Origin of the sequence: Aurantimonas endophytica (genome assembly GCF_014196845.1) — a bacterium.
Classification (GTDB): Bacteria; Pseudomonadota; Alphaproteobacteria; order Rhizobiales; family Rhizobiaceae; genus Aurantimonas; species Aurantimonas endophytica.
Map to the genome: position 1 here is coordinate 523,037 of NZ_JACIEM010000001.1, position 15,364 is coordinate 538,400.

Genomic DNA, 15,364 nt, shown 5'->3' on the forward strand with positions numbered 1-15,364 from the left:
CGATGGGTCTCGGTCTCCGACGGCTCCTCGCAGCACCGACCTGGACCGATCTCCGCTCGCGGCTGATTTCGGCCATCGTACTTGGCCTCCTGGTCCTTGCGCTGACCATGCTCGGTGGCTGGCCGTTCCGACTGCTCTGTGGGGCCACGGGTGTGATCGTCTTCGAAGAGTGGTCGCGGATGACGCGGGCGAAGCAGGCGGGTCCGATCTTCCGCTTTGCCCGGCGCACGCTGTATCTCTCGCTCATCGCCTTCATCTTCGGGTTCGACCTGGCGGCGATCGCGATCGTGGCCGGAGGTGCTGCGTTCATCTCCTATGTCGACCGGGGCGAGCGGAAGGCCGACTGGGTGCTGGGCGGGCTGTTCTACGCGGCGGTCGCCTCGCTGCCGCCGGGCATGCTGCGCGGTGACGATGCCGCGGGACTCGCGGCGCTCGGACTGATCATCGCGGTGGTCTGGCCGACCGACATATTCGCCTACTTCACGGGTCGCAGCATCGGTGGCCCGAAGCTGATGCCGCGGGTCTCGCCGAAAAAGACCATTTCGGGCGCCCTTGGCGGCCTCGTCGCCGGCGTGGTCTTCGGCGTCCTGTTCGCCGAATGGGTGGCAGGATCGGCAGGACTGTTCATCGTCGTCCTTGCGGCGCTGCTGTCGATATTTGGGCAAGCTGGCGATCTCTATGAATCCTGGATCAAGCGCCGTTTCGGCGTGAAGGATTCGGGTCGGCTTATCCCGGGGCATGGCGGTCTGATGGACCGGATCGACGGGCTGATCATCGCCACGGCCGTCGCCTGGCTCGTCGGGCTCCTCCTCGCAGGGTTCGATCATCCCGCCCGCGGCATCTTTCCCCTCTGACGGCACTAGCTACCCGCGGCCTCGCGCCATCATTGCGACGCGATCTTGAAATGCTATGACAGCGTCGAAGCCAGGCTGGTGTCTGGCGCCGACGCAATCAATCAGTAGGTGACGACAATGGATTTCGGTGTTGGCCTTGCCAGTCTCTGGAGCGGGGGCCTCATCTATATAATCCCGTTCCTGTTCGTCCTGACCACCATCGTGTTCTTCCACGAGCTCGGCCACTATCTCGTCGCCCGCTGGTCGGGCATCAAGGCGCTGGTCTTCTCGGTCGGCTTCGGCCCCGAGATCTTCGGCTTCAATGATCGCCATGGCACGCGCTGGCGCCTGGCCGCCATTCCGCTGGGCGGCTATGTCAAGTTCCTCGGCGACGAGAACGCCGCGTCCGTCCCGGACCATGCTGCAATGGCACGCATGGATGCCGCCGATCGCGCCGGAGCGTTCCCGACCGCCAGCGTCGGCCGTCGTGCCGCGACCGTCGCTGCGGGCCCTATCGCCAACTTCATTCTGGCGATCGTGATCTTCGCCGGCGTCGCCTTCGTCGAGGGCCGCGTCGTAGGCGATCCGGTCGTGTCGGACGTCAGGGCGGGCTCGCCTGCGGCTGATGCCGGCTTCCAGCCCGGCGATCGGGTCGTCTCCGCGGACGGGCAGCCGATCGCCTATTTCTCCGATCTGCAGCGCTACGTCTCCGCGCGGCCCGACACGCCGATCGCGATGGTCGTCGAGCGTGCTGGCCGGCCGGTCGAGCTGACCGTGACTCCGCGGGTGGAAACCCAAACGGATCGCTTCGGCAACAGTTTCGAGACCCCCGTCATCGGCCTGGTCGCGACCAATGACGGCTCGTCGTTCCGGGTCGAGGAAATGTCGGCGCTCGAATCGCTGGGCTATGGCGTCAGCCAAACCTGGTTCGTCACGGAACGGACCGTGGATTTCCTCGGACAGATCGTCACCGGGAAACAGAGCGCCGACCAGATCGGCGGGCCGATCCGCATCGCGCAGGTTTCGGGACAGGTGTCGACGATCGGCTTCAGCGCCCTTCTCAATCTGGCGGCGCTCCTGTCGGTGTCCATCGGGCTGTTGAATCTATTACCGATTCCGATGCTGGACGGCGGCCATCTGCTCTTCTACGCCTACGAAGCGGTCAGGGGGCGCCCGCTTAGCGAGCGGATCCAGGAGATCGGTTTCAGAATTGGTCTCGCCCTCGTGATGCTGCTTATGGTATTCGCCTTCTGGAACGATATTTCGGGCCTCGTCTGAACGAGGGTCGACCGGGTCGGGGGACTTGGGGGACTTGCAAAAAATTAACCATGGCGATGAAGGCCGTGGCCCCGTTGCAACGGCTTTTCCAATTCCTCAACGGACTCGGTCCAGTTTGCTTGAACGGACCCGGAAAGCCGGTAAAAGACATCGACGAGTACGCTGCCTAGAAGGCCGCGACTTGGAAATAAAAAGGTGGTTGAGCCTATGATGGCTAGAACGAAAATTCTGCGCGCTGCTTCGGCGATCGCGCTTTCTTCGACCGTTCTCGCTGCAACGACTCTCGGTGCTCAGCTTTCCGCAGTCAGTATTGCGCAGGCCGCCGTCGTCAATCGGATCGAGGTGAGGGGAAACCAGCGCGTCGAGGCCGACACCGTTCGCGGCTTCATGCAGATCACGCCGGGACAGAACGTCAGCGAGGCCGACCAGGACGCGGCCGTACGTCGCCTGTTCTCTACGGGCCTTTTCTCCGACGTTCGGATCAGCCAGTCCGGTGGTACGCTGATCGTGCAGGTCGACGAGAATCAGATCGTCAACCAGGTGCTCTTCCAGGGCAATTCCAAGATCAAGGACGAGCAGCTCATCGCGGGCGTCCAGACCGCACCGCGCGGCGCCTATTCCTCCGCGACGACGGAAGCTGACGTTCAGGCCATTCGCGATGCCTACACGGCCATCGGCCGCAGCGACGCCGTGGTGAGCGTCAGCACGCAGACTGTCGGCGAGAACCGCGTCAACGTCATCTTCAACATCCAGGAAGGCGACCGTACCAAGATCGCCTCAATCAGCTTCGTTGGCAACAGCGCCTTCAGCGACGCGCGCCTGAAGCAGGTGATCGCTCTGCGCGAATCCGGGCTTCTCAGCTTCATCCAGCGCAACGACATCTATGCCGAGGACCGGCTGCGGACCGACGAGGAATCGCTGCGGCGCTTCTACTACAATCGCGGCTTCGCCGATTTCCGCATTGTCTCGTCCGTCGCCGAACTCGACCCGGCGCAGAACGCCTATTTCGTTACCGTGACGGTGGACGAGGGCGAGCGCTATACGTTCGGACAGGTTGCTATCGACAGCAGCGTTCCCGGCATCGACACCGACTCGCTCTACAGCGAGCTGGAGACGCAGCCGGGCGAGGTCTACAGTGCGAAGAAGGTCGAGGACACGCTCGTCAACCTGACCAACCGGGTGGCGAATGCGGGCTTTGCCTTCGCCCAGGTCACGCCGCGTGGTGATCGCGACTTCACCAACCGTACGATCGCCATCGACTACGTCATCGACCAGGGGCCCCGCGCCTATGTCGAGCGTATCGAGATCCGTGGCAACACCAAGACCCGCGACTACGTCATCCGCCGCGAGTTCGATGTCTCGGAAGGCGACGCCTTCAACCAGGTTCTGGTCCAGCGCGCCAAGCAGCGGCTCGAGGACCTGCAGTTCTTCGAGACGGTTTCGATCTCGACCGCCCCGGGCGCCGAGCCCGACCGGGTGATCGTCATCGTCGACGTCGTCGAGAAGGCGACCGGCGAATTGTCGGTGGGCGGCGGTTATACGACCGGCGGCGAGAGTGAGGGACCGGTCGCCGAGATCGGCGTCACCGAGCGCAACTTCCTCGGCCGCGGCCAATTCATCAAGGTGTCCGCCGGCTTCGGCCAGGATACGCGCAACTACACGCTGTCCTTCACCGAGCCGTATTTCCTCGGCCGCCGCCTGGCCGCCGGCTTCGACGTCTACCACGCCACCAGTACCTCGGGCGACTACGACACCGAGCGCACGGGCGGCGACGTGCGCATCGCGGCGCCGATCACCGAAAACCTAACGGCGCAGATCGCTTACAACTACAAAGAGGAAAAGTTCGGCGACGACAACGGCTTCCGGATCACTGACATCAACGGCGTCAATCCGGGCCAGGACAACTACGTCGACACGTCCAGCACCTGTGGCGACCCGAACCCGATCGGCAACCAGTTCGATCGGAACGGCAATCCGGCGGTCGCGCCGCTCTACACCAACTCACCCATCATCAACGAGGCGATCTGCGACAGCCCGTATCTGACGTCTTCGGTCTCCTACTCGCTGACCTACAGCACGCTGGACAACGCCCGGGATCCTCGGCAAGGCTTCTTCCTTCAGGCCGGGCAGGAGTTTGCCGGTCTTGGCGGCGATGCCAACTTCATCAAGACCACGGCCAAGGGCAATTACTTCCATCTCCTGAACGAGGAGTTCGACGTCATCGGCTCGCTCAGCGGCGGCGGCGGCAATGTCTCGACGCTGGGCGGCGACGGCCTGCGGGTATTCGACAACTTCTTCAAGGGCCAGGACATCGTTCGCGGCTTCGAATACAAGGGCATCGGCCCACGGCAGAACGGTGTGTCGATCGGCGGCACGAACTTCGCCAACGCTTCGGCCGAAGCGACCTTCCCGCTGCCGCTGATCTCCCGCGATCTCGGCTTCCGCGGCGCTGTCTTCGCCGATGCCGGTTCGCTTTGGGGCTCGGAGTTCGATAATGACCCGGGCGTCGAAGGGACCGATGCGGCGCTGCGTGCTTCGGCCGGCGTCGGCCTGATCTGGGCCTCGCCCTTCGGTCCGCTGCGGGTCAACTACGCTCACCCGTTCATGAAGGAAGATTTCGACGAGACCCAGGAGTTCTCGTTCGGCTTCTCCTCGCGCTTCTGATGCGGAAGGGGTGGGGGCGTTCATGCCCCCGCCGTCACTGATGCAAGATCCGACTTTCTTTCCTCGCGGCAACGGCCTGACGCTTCAGGCCGTTGCCGATCTCGTTGGCGGCTCGATCGGCGCGGAGCACGACGCGACCCGTACGGTCACCGGCATTGCTGCCCTCGGCGAAGCCGGGCCCGACGATCTCACCTTCTTCGACTCACCTCGTTATGCCGGAGAGCTCTCCGAAACCCGGGCCGGATGCGTCGTGGTTGCGCAGAAGCACCATGCCCTGGTCCCGGCGGGCATCCCCGCCGTGATCGTCAAGAATGCCGCGAACGCTTTCGCGGCTGCTGGGCGGGCGCTTTTCCCGATGGCAGCCGCGCCCACGGCGCCCACCTGCATCGAGGGATTGTCGGCGCGTGCCGAGATTCATCCCCTCGCTGAAATCGAGGATGGCGCCACGATCGAGGCCTTCGCCGTGATCGGGCCGCGGGTGCGGATCGGGCGCGGTACACTGATTGCGGCAGGGGCCGTCATTGGGGCCGACTGCCGGATCGGACGCGACTGCCGGATCGGCGCCGGGGTCGTGGCGACCAATGCGTTGCTCGGCAACCGCGTGATCCTGCACCCCGGCGTGCGCATCGGCCAGGATGGTTTCGGCTACACTGCGGGTGCGACGGGATTGTCGAAGAGTGTTCAGATCGGCCGGGTGATCATTCAGGACGACGTCGAGGTGGGCGCCAATACGACCATCGACCGCGGCGCGATTCGCGATACCGTCGTCGGCGAGGGCACCAAGATCGACAACCAGGTTCAGATCGGCCACAACGTGCGGATCGGGCGCCATTGCGCCATTGTCGCGCAGGTCGGCATATCCGGCAGCACGACGGTCGGCGATCGGGTGATGATCGGCGGACAGAGCGGCGTGGCCGGCCATGTGACGATCGGCGACGGAGCGCAGATCGCTGCCGTGTCGAGTGTCAACGGCGACGTACCGCCCGGCGCTCGTTGGGGCGGGACACCGGCGCGACCGGTGCGGGAGTGGTTTCGCGAAGTGACGTATCTACACGAGCAGGCCCTTAAAGGGCGATCGCAGAGGTCTGGCGATGAATGAAGCGGTGACAGCTCTCGAGAGCGTCGACATCATGGCGATCCTCGAGCTCCTTCCACATCGCTATCCGTTCCTGATGGTGGACCGTATCATCGCCATCGATGGCGACCGCAGCGCCGTGGGCATCAAGAACGTCACCGCGAACGAGCCGCATTTCCTCGGCCATTTTCCGAACGCCCCGGTAATGCCGGGCGTCCTGATCATCGAGGGCATGGCCCAGACCGCGGGCGCCATCTGTACGCGTGCCACCGGCAAGGGCATACCGCAGCTGGTGTATTTCATGACCATCGACAACGCCAAGTTCCGCAAGCCCGTCGTGCCGGGCGACCGGCTCGAGTACCACGTTGTCCAGACCAAGAAGCGCGGCAATATCTGGAAGTTCGACTGTGTCGCCAAGGTCGACGACGCAAAGGTTGCCGAGGCCAGCGTGAGTGCGATGCTGGTGGCGCGTGACCCGTCCTGAACGATGAGTGAATCCGTCATCCATCCGACCGCCATCGTCGAGGACGGTGCCATCATCGGCGAGGGCTGCGAGATCGGTCCGTTCTGCCATATCGGGCCGCAGGTGCGGCTCGGCGCCGGCAGCCGGCTTCGCTCGCACGTCGTCCTGTGGGGAAACACGGAGATCGGAGACGGCGCGCAGATCTGGCCCTTCGCCTCGCTCGGCCATGCGCCCCAGCACCTGAAGTATCGCGGCGAGGACACGCGCCTGATCATCGGGCGCAACTGTCTCGTGCGTGAACACGTGACGATGAACGCCGGGACAGTGCAGGGCCGCTCCGAAACCACCGTCGGCGACGATTGCGCCTTCTTCACCGGCGCCCACGTCGCCCATGACTGCGTTCTCGGGCGGAATGTCACGCTGATCAACAACGTCATGTTGGCGGGCCACTGCACGATCGGCGAGTACGCCACGATCGCCGGCGGCTCGGGCATCCACCAGTTCACCCGCATCGGCCACCACGCCTACGTGGGTGGCCTGGCGGCCGTGGAAGGCGACGTCATTCCATTCGGCATGGTGCTGGGCAACCGCGCCTACCTGTCGGGCCTCAACGTCATCGGCATGAAGCGGGCGGGATTCGGCCGCGAAGCCGTGCGCAACGTCCGGCGCGCCTACCGGATGCTGTTCTCCTTTGACCTGACGTTCAAGGAGAACATGGACGAGGTCCAGTCCGAGTTTCCCGAAGATCCGCTGGTGCAGGATCTCCTGGGTTTCATCCGGTCCGGCGGCGATCGCTCGCTGGTCACGCCGCGGCTGTCGCTGCCGGGGTGAGGATGGAACCCGAGCGCCCGGGCGAGAAGCTCGGCATTCTCGCCGGCGGCGGTTCGCTGCCGAGGATCGTCGCGGCAGCGGCCCGCGCGGCAGGGTGGGCGCCCCTCGTCGTCCGCATCGGCGATGGCGTCACCGACGACTGGACGGGTTATGAGGGCGAAGCCTTTGCCTGGGGCCGGAGCGGCGATGCGATTGCCTATCTGAAGCGCCACAAGGTACGCCGCGTGATCTTTTGCGGCACGGTCACCAGGCGCCCCGATTTCCGCTCCTTGCTTCCCAGTTTTCGCACCCTGGTCCGCTTGCCGGCGGCCATCCGCATGGTGCGCGGCGGCGACGACCATCTGCTGCGGGGCGTCTCGCGTTATCTGGAGCGGGATGGCTTCGCCATGCTCGCCGTCCAGGAAATCGTGCCGGAGCTGCTCGCCCCGTCTGGTCTTCTCTCGAACCGGGCGCTTCGCGAGGACGAGAGCCGGGCGATGACCATCGCCGCCACGGCGGCCCGTCGCCTCGGCGAGCTCGACATCGGCCAGGCCGTCGTCGCCTCTGCCGAGCGGGTGATCGCGGTCGAGGGCGTGGAAGGCACGCGGGAGATGCTCGCGAGGGTTGGCGACCTGCGGCGCCGCGGGCGGGTGACCCCGTCGGAGCGATGCGTCCTCGTCAAGAGCGTCAAGCCGCAGCAGGATTCCCGTTTCGATTTACCCAGTATCGGCGAAGCGACGATTGCCGAGGCCGCTGCAGCGGGCATCACCGCCATCGGCGTCAGTGCCGGACGCAGCCTCATTCTCGGGCTCGAGGACGTGGTGGCGGCCAGTGACCGAGCCGACATCGCGCTGGTGGGACTCGCCGACGAACAGGAAGAGGGCCGGCCATGACGACGATCGCCTTCGTGGTGGGAGAGCCTTCGGGCGATCGGATCGGTGCGGACCTGATGCGCGCACTCCGAGTGCGTACGGGTGAGGACATTGCCTTCGTGGGGCTCGGCGGCGAGGCGATGCAGGCCGAGGGGCTCGATAGCCTCTTCGATATCCACGAACTGTCGATCATCGGCATCGGTGCCATCGTCGCGCGGCTACCGCAGCTGGTGCGGCGCCTGTTGCAGACCAGCGACTTCATCGTCAAGGCGCGGCCGGACGCGCTGGTGATCATCGACAGCCCGACCTTTTCGCATCGCGTCGCGCGGCGTGTCCGGGCGCGCCTGCCGGAACTGCCCATCGCCAACTACATCCCGCCGACGATCTGGGCCTGGCGCGAGAACAGGGCCGGAAAGATGCGGGCCTATGTCGATCACGCCATCTGCGCGCTGCCTTTCGAGCCGGCGACCATGCAAGAGTTCGGCGGCCCGCCGGCAACCTATGTCGGCCATCCGCTGATGAGCGACCCGGCGCTGGAGCGGATCATCGAGCGGGTCGAGGCACCGGGCGCCGACCGCCGCGCGAAGCAGCCACCGACGCTGTTGCTGCTGCCCGGCTCGCGGCGCGGCGAGATCGTGCGCCTGATCGACGATTTCGGCGAGACGCTGCAACGGCTCGGCAGAAGGGTCCCGGGTTTGAAGTCTGTGCTGCCGACGCTGGAACGGCATGCGCCGATGGTGCGGGAGAAGGTCTCCCGTTGGGAAATCCAACCCCGCGTCGTCACGGGCGAAGATGCCAAATGGGCGGCCTTTGCATCGGCCGATGCGGCGCTGGCGGCCTCGGGCACCGTGTCGCTCGAGCTGGCGCTGGCCGATATCCCGATGGCGCTGACCTACCGGCTCGACCCGGTCGGCTACCGCTTCCGCCATCTGATCACCGCCTGGACGGCGGCCCTGCCGAACTTCATCGCCGGCCATCCGCTGGTGCCGGAGCATTTCCACGAGATCATCCGGCCCGAGCTTCTGGCCCGTCGACTTGAGCGTCTGCTTACCGAGACGCCGGAGCGGCACGCGCAGCTCGCCGGGTTCGCACAGATCCGCGACCGCATGGCGATCGACCGGGCGCCTGGAGATTCGGCCGCCGCGATCGTCCTCGATCTCATTTCCCGCCGGACATGAAAACGGGCGCCGCAGCGCCCGTTTCCTTGCAATGTCAAAGACGCCCTCGAGCGATCAGCGGCCGTCTACCGGAACGTAGTCGCGCATCGGCGCGCCGGTGTAGAGCTGCCGGGGCCGGCCGATGCGCTGGTTCGGGTCCTCGATCATTTCCTTCCACTGGGCAATCCAGCCGACGGTCCGCGCGACGGCGAACAGCACGGTGAACATCGCGGTCGGGAAGCCGAGCGCCTTCAGCGTGATGCCGGAATAGAAGTCGACGTTCGGGTAGAGCTTTTTCTCGATGAAGTATTCGTCGGTCAGCGCGATGCGCTCCAGTTCCATCGCGACTTCCAGCAGCGGGTCGTCCTTGATGCCGAGTTCGTCGAGCACCTCGTGGCAGGTCTGCTGCATGATCTTGGCGCGCGGATCGTAGTTCTTGTAGACGCGGTGTCCGAAGCCCATCAGCCGGAAAGGATCGTTCTTGTCCTTGGCCCGGGCGATGAATTCCGGGATCCGGTCGGCGGTACCGATCTCGGTCAGCATGTTCAGCGCTGCCTCGTTGGCACCGCCATGCGCCGGGCCCCAGAGGCAGGCAATGCCGGCGGCGACGCAGGCGAACGGGTTGGCACCCGAGGAACCGGCGAGGCGTACGGTCGAGGTGGAGGCGTTCTGCTCGTGGTCGGCGTGGAGGATGAAGATCCGGTCCATCGCCCGCGCCAGCACCGGATTGATCCGGTAGGGCTCGCACGGCACCGCGAAGCACATGTGCAGGAAGTTCTCGGCATAGGCGAGGTCGTTGCGCGGATAAACGAACGGCTGGCCGATATGATATTTGTACGCCATCGCCGCGATCGTCGGCATCTTGGCGATCATCCGAAGGCTGGCCACCATGCGCTGGTGCGGATCGGCGATATCGGTTGAGTCGTGGTAGAAGGCGGACAGCGCGCCGACCGAGCCGACCATGACGGCCATCGGGTGCGCATCGCGCCGGAAGCCGGTGTAGAAGCGGCTCATCTGCTCGTGGATCATCGTGTGCCGCGTCACGCGGTAGACGAAGTCTTCCTTCTCGCGGGCCGTCGGCAGTTCCCCGTAGAGCAGCAGATAGCAGGTCTCGAGGAAATCGCCACGCTCGGCAAGCTGGTCGATCGGATAGCCGCGGTGCAGCAGCACGCCCTCGTCGCCATCGATATAGGTGATCTTGGATTCACACGACGCCGTCGACGAGAAACCGGGATCGTAGGTGAACAGGCCCGTCTTCTTATAGAGCGACGTGACGTCGACGACGTCCGGGCCGATCGTCCCGCTGCGAAGCTCCAGATCCGCTTCCGTTTCGCCCACGATGATTCTCGAAGACTGTTCCGTCATGCGTTTCCCCTTCCAAAAGCGGCGGCAGGCTTACCCTTCGCAGCGCACAAGGTTTGCTCAGCCACCTGCCTACTCCAAAGCCATTGAGGCCACAAGTTGTCGGAAGGGAGCATGCTGCGTCGCGAAATCGGAACCCCAGTAAGGTAGCCTTAGCGGAGCTGATCCGATAGCCGGCCAAGCGATTCGTCGCGGCCGAGCACCGCCAGAACGTCGAAAACCCCCGGCGACGTGGTGCGTCCGGTGAGGGCCGCGCGCAACGGCTGGGCCACTTTTCCAAGCTTGAGTCCTTCGGACTCGGCATAGTCACGCACCACGGCCTCGAGGTCCTCGGCAGTCCAGTTCGCTTCGGCGAACTTGGTCATTATCGCGGCGACAATGTCGCGACCACCGTCGTCGAGAATCGCCGCGGCCTTTTCTTCGAGCGGCAGAGGCCGTGACGCGAAGAGATAGGCGGTGCTCTCGGTCAGCTCGACCAGCGTCTTGGCGCGCTCCTTCAGTCCGGGCATGGCGGCCGACAGCTTGGCGCGGATTTCGGCGTCGGGATGCGACTTCAGGATCGCACCGTTCGGCAGGAAATCCCGTTCGGTCATCAGCATGTCGACCAGATCGGCGTCGTCCGTCCGGCGGATCCAGTGGCCGTTGAGGGCTTCGAGCTTGGCGAAATCGAAACGCGCCGCGCCCTTGTTGATCTCGTCGACGTCGAACCAGCGGATCATGTCCTCGGTCGAGATGATCTCGTCGTCGCCATGGCTCCAGCCGAGCCGCACGAGGTAGTTGCGCAGCGCGACGGGGAGGTAGCCCATCGCCCTATAGGCCTCAATGCCGAGGGCGCCGTGGCGCTTGGAAAGCTTGGCGCCGTCGGAGCCATGAATCAGCGGAATATGCGCCATGACCGGGACGTCCCAGCCGAGCGCCCGGTAGATCAGCGTCTGGCGCCCGGCATTCGTCAGATGATCGTCGCCACGGATGATATGCGTCACGCCCATGTCGTGGTCGTCAATCACGACGGCCAGCATGTAGGTCGGATTGCCGTCGGATCGCAGCAGCACGAAATCATCGAGATCCTTGTTGGGAAAGCGAATCTGGCCCTGGACCTTGTCATCGACGATCGTCTCGCCCTCGAGCGGCGCCCGCAGCCGGATCACCGGCTTGACCCCTTCGGGCGCCTCGGACGGATCCCGGTCGCGCCAGCGGCCGTCGTAGCGGGGCGGGCGCTTCTCGGCACGGGCGCGCTCGCGCATTTCCTCGAGCTCCGCCTGGGAAGCGTAGCAGCGATAGGCCTGGCCTGCCTCCAGCAGCTGTTCGACCACCTCGCGATGGCGCGCGGCCCGCTCGAACTGCGATACCGGCGGCTCGTCAGCCGCGAGTCCCATCCATTCCAGCCCGTCGATGATCGCCTGTACCGCCGGCTCGGTGGAGCGCTCGCGGTCGGTATCCTCGATCCGCAGCAGCATCTTGCCGCCCATGGCGCGGGCATAAAGCCAGTTGAACAGTGCCGTGCGGGCTCCGCCAATGTGCAGGAAGCCGGTCGGCGAGGGGGCAAAACGGGTAACGACGCCTTGCGCCATGGTCTCTCCGATCAAGCAGAAAAGGGATCGCGATCGATATCGCATTCGCGTCGCGGCTGTGTAGCATAGGCGAAGGCTGAGACAAGGCGACGGGGGAGGGCGATGGAGGCCACCGCGGATCGTGATGACCCGCCGAGTGCGCCTGCCTCGCGCGATGCGGAACGGCGCGATGGTGTCCTGTCCCGCTTCACCCGACGGCGCCGCAACGCCTACGAAGCCGTTTTGGCCTGGTTGACCGCGCAGCTGGAGGCGGAAACCCGGGCGCGCTCCGGCTTCCACCTCGTCCCGATCTCGCTGATCTGCGGCAGCGTCCTCGTCCATGCGCTCGGGTGGCGACCGTCGCTCCTCCTCGCCTTTGGCACCAGCGCGATCCTGCTCATGGTCGCCTGGGGCTTCGGCGGCCGCCCCCTATGGCGCGGCGCGCTTCTCGTTGCCGGCATGGGCATGGCCGGCGCTGGCCTCGCCTCAAGCGAGATCACGCGAACCGCGACGACCATCTTCTCCGGCGAGGCAACGGTGCGCGTTGTCGGAACGGTGGTCGCCCGGGAACGCGACGATCGCGACCGCTACCGCTACATGATCGACGTCGCTGCCACCGACCGGCCAGTCTTGTCGCGCCCGCCCGAGCGCGTGCGGATCCTCGTCGGCAGCCGCCACCAGCCGATCGCGCCCGGCGAAAACTATGCCGGCCTCGTGCGGCTGCGGCCGCCCTCCGGGCCGGCCTATCCGGGCAGCCACGACTTCGCGTTGCAGCCTTTCTTCGACGGGGTCGGCGCTTACGGTTTCGGTCTAGGCGCGCCTGACGGCATGGTGGGCGACGCGCCCCCGGGGCCAAGGCCGGGGATCGCCGAGCGCATCCGCACCCAGCTCGCGCTCATCCGCCTGGCGATGACCGAGCGCATCCAGGACACGATCGGCGGCCCTGCCGGCGCCATTGCGGCGGCGCTGATCACCGGGGAGCGGGCCGCCATTCCCGAGGACGCCGAGGAGTGGCTGCGCAGCACGGGTCTTGCGCATGTCCTGTCGATCTCAGGGCTGCACATGGCGATCGTCGCCGGTTTTGCGCTCGTGCTGGTCCGCTCGCTTCTGGCACTGATTGCCCCTGTCGCGCTCGGGCTGCCGACCAAGAAGATCGCCGCCGTCGCCGCGCTCGCCGTCGCGACGTTCTATCTCGGCATTTCCGGCGCCAACGTCGCCACCCAGCGCGCCTACGTGATGCTGGCGGTCATGCTGCTGGCCGTGCTGTTCGACAGGCCGGCGCTGACCCTGCGCAACCTCTCGATCGCGGCAATCGTCGTCGTGGCACTTCGTCCCCACGCTGTCATGACGGCGAGCTTCCAGATGAGCTTTGCCGCGACGGCGGCGCTGATCGGCGGCTATGCGGCGTGGAATTCGCGGCAACGGCGGCGCGGCCAGGCCGTCGCGCGGCGCAAGGGCGGGATCGGGCGCGCCGTGCTGGTCGGGCTTGCGGCCATCATTGCCACTTCGCTCTTTGCCGGCACAGCCACGGCACCTTATTCGGCATACCATTTTCACCGCATGGCGCTGTTCGGCTTCGTCGCGAACCTCCTGACGATGCCGCTCTTCAGCTTCTGGATCATGCCACTGGCGCTGATCGGCACGCTGCTGATGCCGTTCGGCCTGGATGGCTGGTTCCTTCAGCTGATGGGCGCCGGCGTTTCGCTCGTGCTGGATATCGCCTACGAGGTCCATCTTCGCCTGCCGGACCGCGGAGTAGGTTTAATGACGGCGGAGGGGTTGCTGCTACTCACCGCGGCGATCATTGCCGGCTCGTTCTTCACGAGCGGTCTCAGATGGCTGGCGGTGCCGCTGACGACATTCGGTCTCTTACTGTTCCCGGACCGTTCACCGCTGCCTGAACTCCTGATCTTCGAGGACGGCAAGGAACTCGCCACGGTCGGCGAAGCTGGGGATCTCGCTTTCCTCCGCGACCTGCCGAACGACTTCGTGGCCGAGCAGTGGGAGCGAGCCTTCGCGCCGCAGATTCGGCCTGGCAGCGCTCAGAGAATCCGGCTGCCGGCCGACTGCGCCGAAGGGTTTTGCCGCTTTGCGACCCGTGGTGGACTGAGGATCGCGTGGACGAATGACTACGAGAAGACCGGAATGGCCTGCGACGAAGCCGATGTCGCGATCGTCGCCAGGGCCATCCGGCTGACAAGGTGCCAGTCAGGCGCGGCACTCGTCACCCTGCGGACGCTGCGCCGTAGCGGCTCGCTGGCCGTCAGCACGGCCCCGGGGACGGCAAGGCCGGTCGTCGAGAAGGCGATTGCCGAGCCATTCGTCGAGTGGAACCGCCACCGGGCTGCGCCGTGGCCGGAATATTGGCGAAAGCCGGTGGAGGACGAGCCGGTGGTGGGCGAAGTGCCCAGCGTCAGCGCCGTGCCGGTGGCTCCCCCGCCAGCCTTCGTCGCTCCCCCAACGCCAGTGATCGTGAACCCCGAGACCGGGACACCGCCACCGGACATCGCGACGCCCCTGTCAGATGCGGTCGACAGCTTTGCCGCGCCGGCGGGCGCTCAGGAATAGCGCCGGATCAGGCCGACGAGCTTGCCCTGGACCTTCACCCGGTCGGCACCGAAGATCCGCGTCTCGTATGCCGGATTGGCGGCCTCCAGCGCGATCGTGTCGCCGCGGCGCCGGAAGCGCTTGAGCGTCGCCTCCTCGTCGTCGACCAGCGCCACCACGATCTCGCCGGGCGCGGCCGTGTCGGAACGCCGGATCACCACGGTATCGCCGTCGAGAATGCCCGCCTCGACCATCGAATCGCCCTTCACCTCCAGCGCGTAGTGCTCGCCGCTGCCGATCATGTCCGGCGGCAGCGAGAGCGAATGCGTGTTGTGCTGGATGGCGGAAATCGGCACGCCCGCTGCGATCCGGCCCATGACCGGGATCGAGATCATCGCGTCGGCGCCGCTCCTTCCCTGTGGGGCGCGAGCCGGCTCGGCAGGTTTCTGCGCCGTGGCACCGCGTCCCTCCACGACGCTCGGTCGGAAGCCGGGGCGGCCGACGGGCGCGGAGGGGACGGCCTGCATCGACTCGGGCAGCCGCAGCACCTCAAGGGCACGCGCCCGGTTGGGCAGGCGGCGGATGAAGCCCCGTTCCTCGAGCGCGGTGATCAGCCGGTGGATCCCCGATTTCGACCGAAGATCCAACGCATCCTTCATTTCGTCGAAGGAAGGCGGCACCCCGGTTTCCTTCAGCCGTCCGTTGATGAACATCAGAAGGTCGTGCTGCTTGCGCGTCAGCATCGGGGCGACT

12 protein-coding genes are annotated in these 15,364 nt (G+C 65.8%); 9 read left to right on the forward strand and 3 right to left on the reverse strand.

Going from position 1 to position 15,364, the window contains the following annotated elements; translation table 11 throughout:
• Window positions 1–2 precede the first annotated feature (2 nt).
• The 8 genes from GGR03_RS02615 to lpxB all read left to right on the forward strand — a co-directional run bounded on the left by GGR03_RS02615 (window position 3) and on the right by lpxB (window position 9,173).
• On the forward strand, window positions 3–854 hold the full coding sequence (locus GGR03_RS02615) for a phosphatidate cytidylyltransferase (RefSeq protein WP_183206000.1): 852 nt from the start codon (window positions 3–5) through the stop codon (window positions 852–854).
• Window positions 855–971: 117 nt separating this feature from the next.
• Window positions 972–2,111: an RIP metalloprotease RseP gene (gene rseP / locus GGR03_RS02620; protein WP_183206001.1), complete on the forward strand. Its 1,140-nt coding sequence runs from the start codon at window positions 972–974 to the stop codon at window positions 2,109–2,111.
• A gap of 207 nt (window positions 2,112–2,318) precedes the next feature.
• Window positions 2,319–4,775, forward strand: a complete 2,457-nt coding sequence (bamA, locus tag GGR03_RS02625) for an outer membrane protein assembly factor BamA (RefSeq protein WP_183206002.1) — start codon at window positions 2,319–2,321, stop codon at window positions 4,773–4,775.
• 40 nt (window positions 4,776–4,815) lie between these two features.
• A complete protein-coding gene (lpxD, locus tag GGR03_RS02630; RefSeq protein ID WP_183206996.1) occupies window positions 4,816–5,874 on the forward strand; it encodes a UDP-3-O-(3-hydroxymyristoyl)glucosamine N-acyltransferase in 1,059 nt (352 codons plus the stop codon).
• A complete protein-coding gene (gene fabZ, locus GGR03_RS02635) occupies window positions 5,867–6,334 on the forward strand; it encodes a 3-hydroxyacyl-ACP dehydratase FabZ (RefSeq protein ID WP_183206003.1) in 468 nt (155 codons plus the stop codon). Before lpxD ends, fabZ begins: the two co-directional genes overlap by 8 nt.
• 3 nt (window positions 6,335–6,337) lie before the next feature.
• Window positions 6,338–7,144, forward strand: a complete 807-nt coding sequence (lpxA, locus tag GGR03_RS02640; RefSeq protein WP_183206004.1) for an acyl-ACP--UDP-N-acetylglucosamine O-acyltransferase — start codon at window positions 6,338–6,340, stop codon at window positions 7,142–7,144.
• Window positions 7,145–7,146: 2 nt separating this feature from the next.
• On the forward strand, window positions 7,147–8,016 hold the full coding sequence (locus tag GGR03_RS02645) for an LpxI family protein (RefSeq protein WP_183206005.1): 870 nt from the start codon (window positions 7,147–7,149) through the stop codon (window positions 8,014–8,016).
• A complete protein-coding gene (gene lpxB / locus GGR03_RS02650) occupies window positions 8,013–9,173 on the forward strand; it encodes a lipid-A-disaccharide synthase (protein ID WP_183206006.1) in 1,161 nt (386 codons plus the stop codon). Before GGR03_RS02645 ends, lpxB begins: the two co-directional genes overlap by 4 nt.
• A 54-nt stretch (window positions 9,174–9,227) precedes the next feature.
• Here lpxB and gltA read toward each other — a convergent pair whose 3' ends face one another.
• Complete coding sequence (gltA, locus tag GGR03_RS02655; protein ID WP_183206007.1) at window positions 9,228–10,517, reverse strand: citrate synthase; 1,290 nt, start codon at window positions 10,515–10,517, stop codon at window positions 9,228–9,230.
• Window positions 10,518–10,666: 149 nt separating this feature from the next.
• Entirely contained in the window at window positions 10,667–12,085 is a 1,419-nt protein-coding gene (gltX, locus tag GGR03_RS02660; RefSeq protein WP_183206008.1) for a glutamate--tRNA ligase, read from the reverse strand.
• A gap of 222 nt (window positions 12,086–12,307) precedes the next feature.
• Between gltX and GGR03_RS02665 the strand changes: the two genes are divergently transcribed.
• On the forward strand, window positions 12,308–14,632 hold the full coding sequence (locus tag GGR03_RS02665; RefSeq protein WP_183206009.1) for a ComEC/Rec2 family competence protein: 2,325 nt from the start codon (window positions 12,308–12,310) through the stop codon (window positions 14,630–14,632).
• Here the strand turns inward: GGR03_RS02665 and lexA are convergent.
• On the reverse strand, window positions 14,623–15,354 hold the full coding sequence (gene lexA, locus GGR03_RS02670) for a transcriptional repressor LexA (protein ID WP_183206010.1): 732 nt from the start codon (window positions 15,352–15,354) through the stop codon (window positions 14,623–14,625). The genes GGR03_RS02665 and lexA overlap by 10 nt on opposite strands.
• Window positions 15,355–15,364 lie beyond the last annotated feature (10 nt).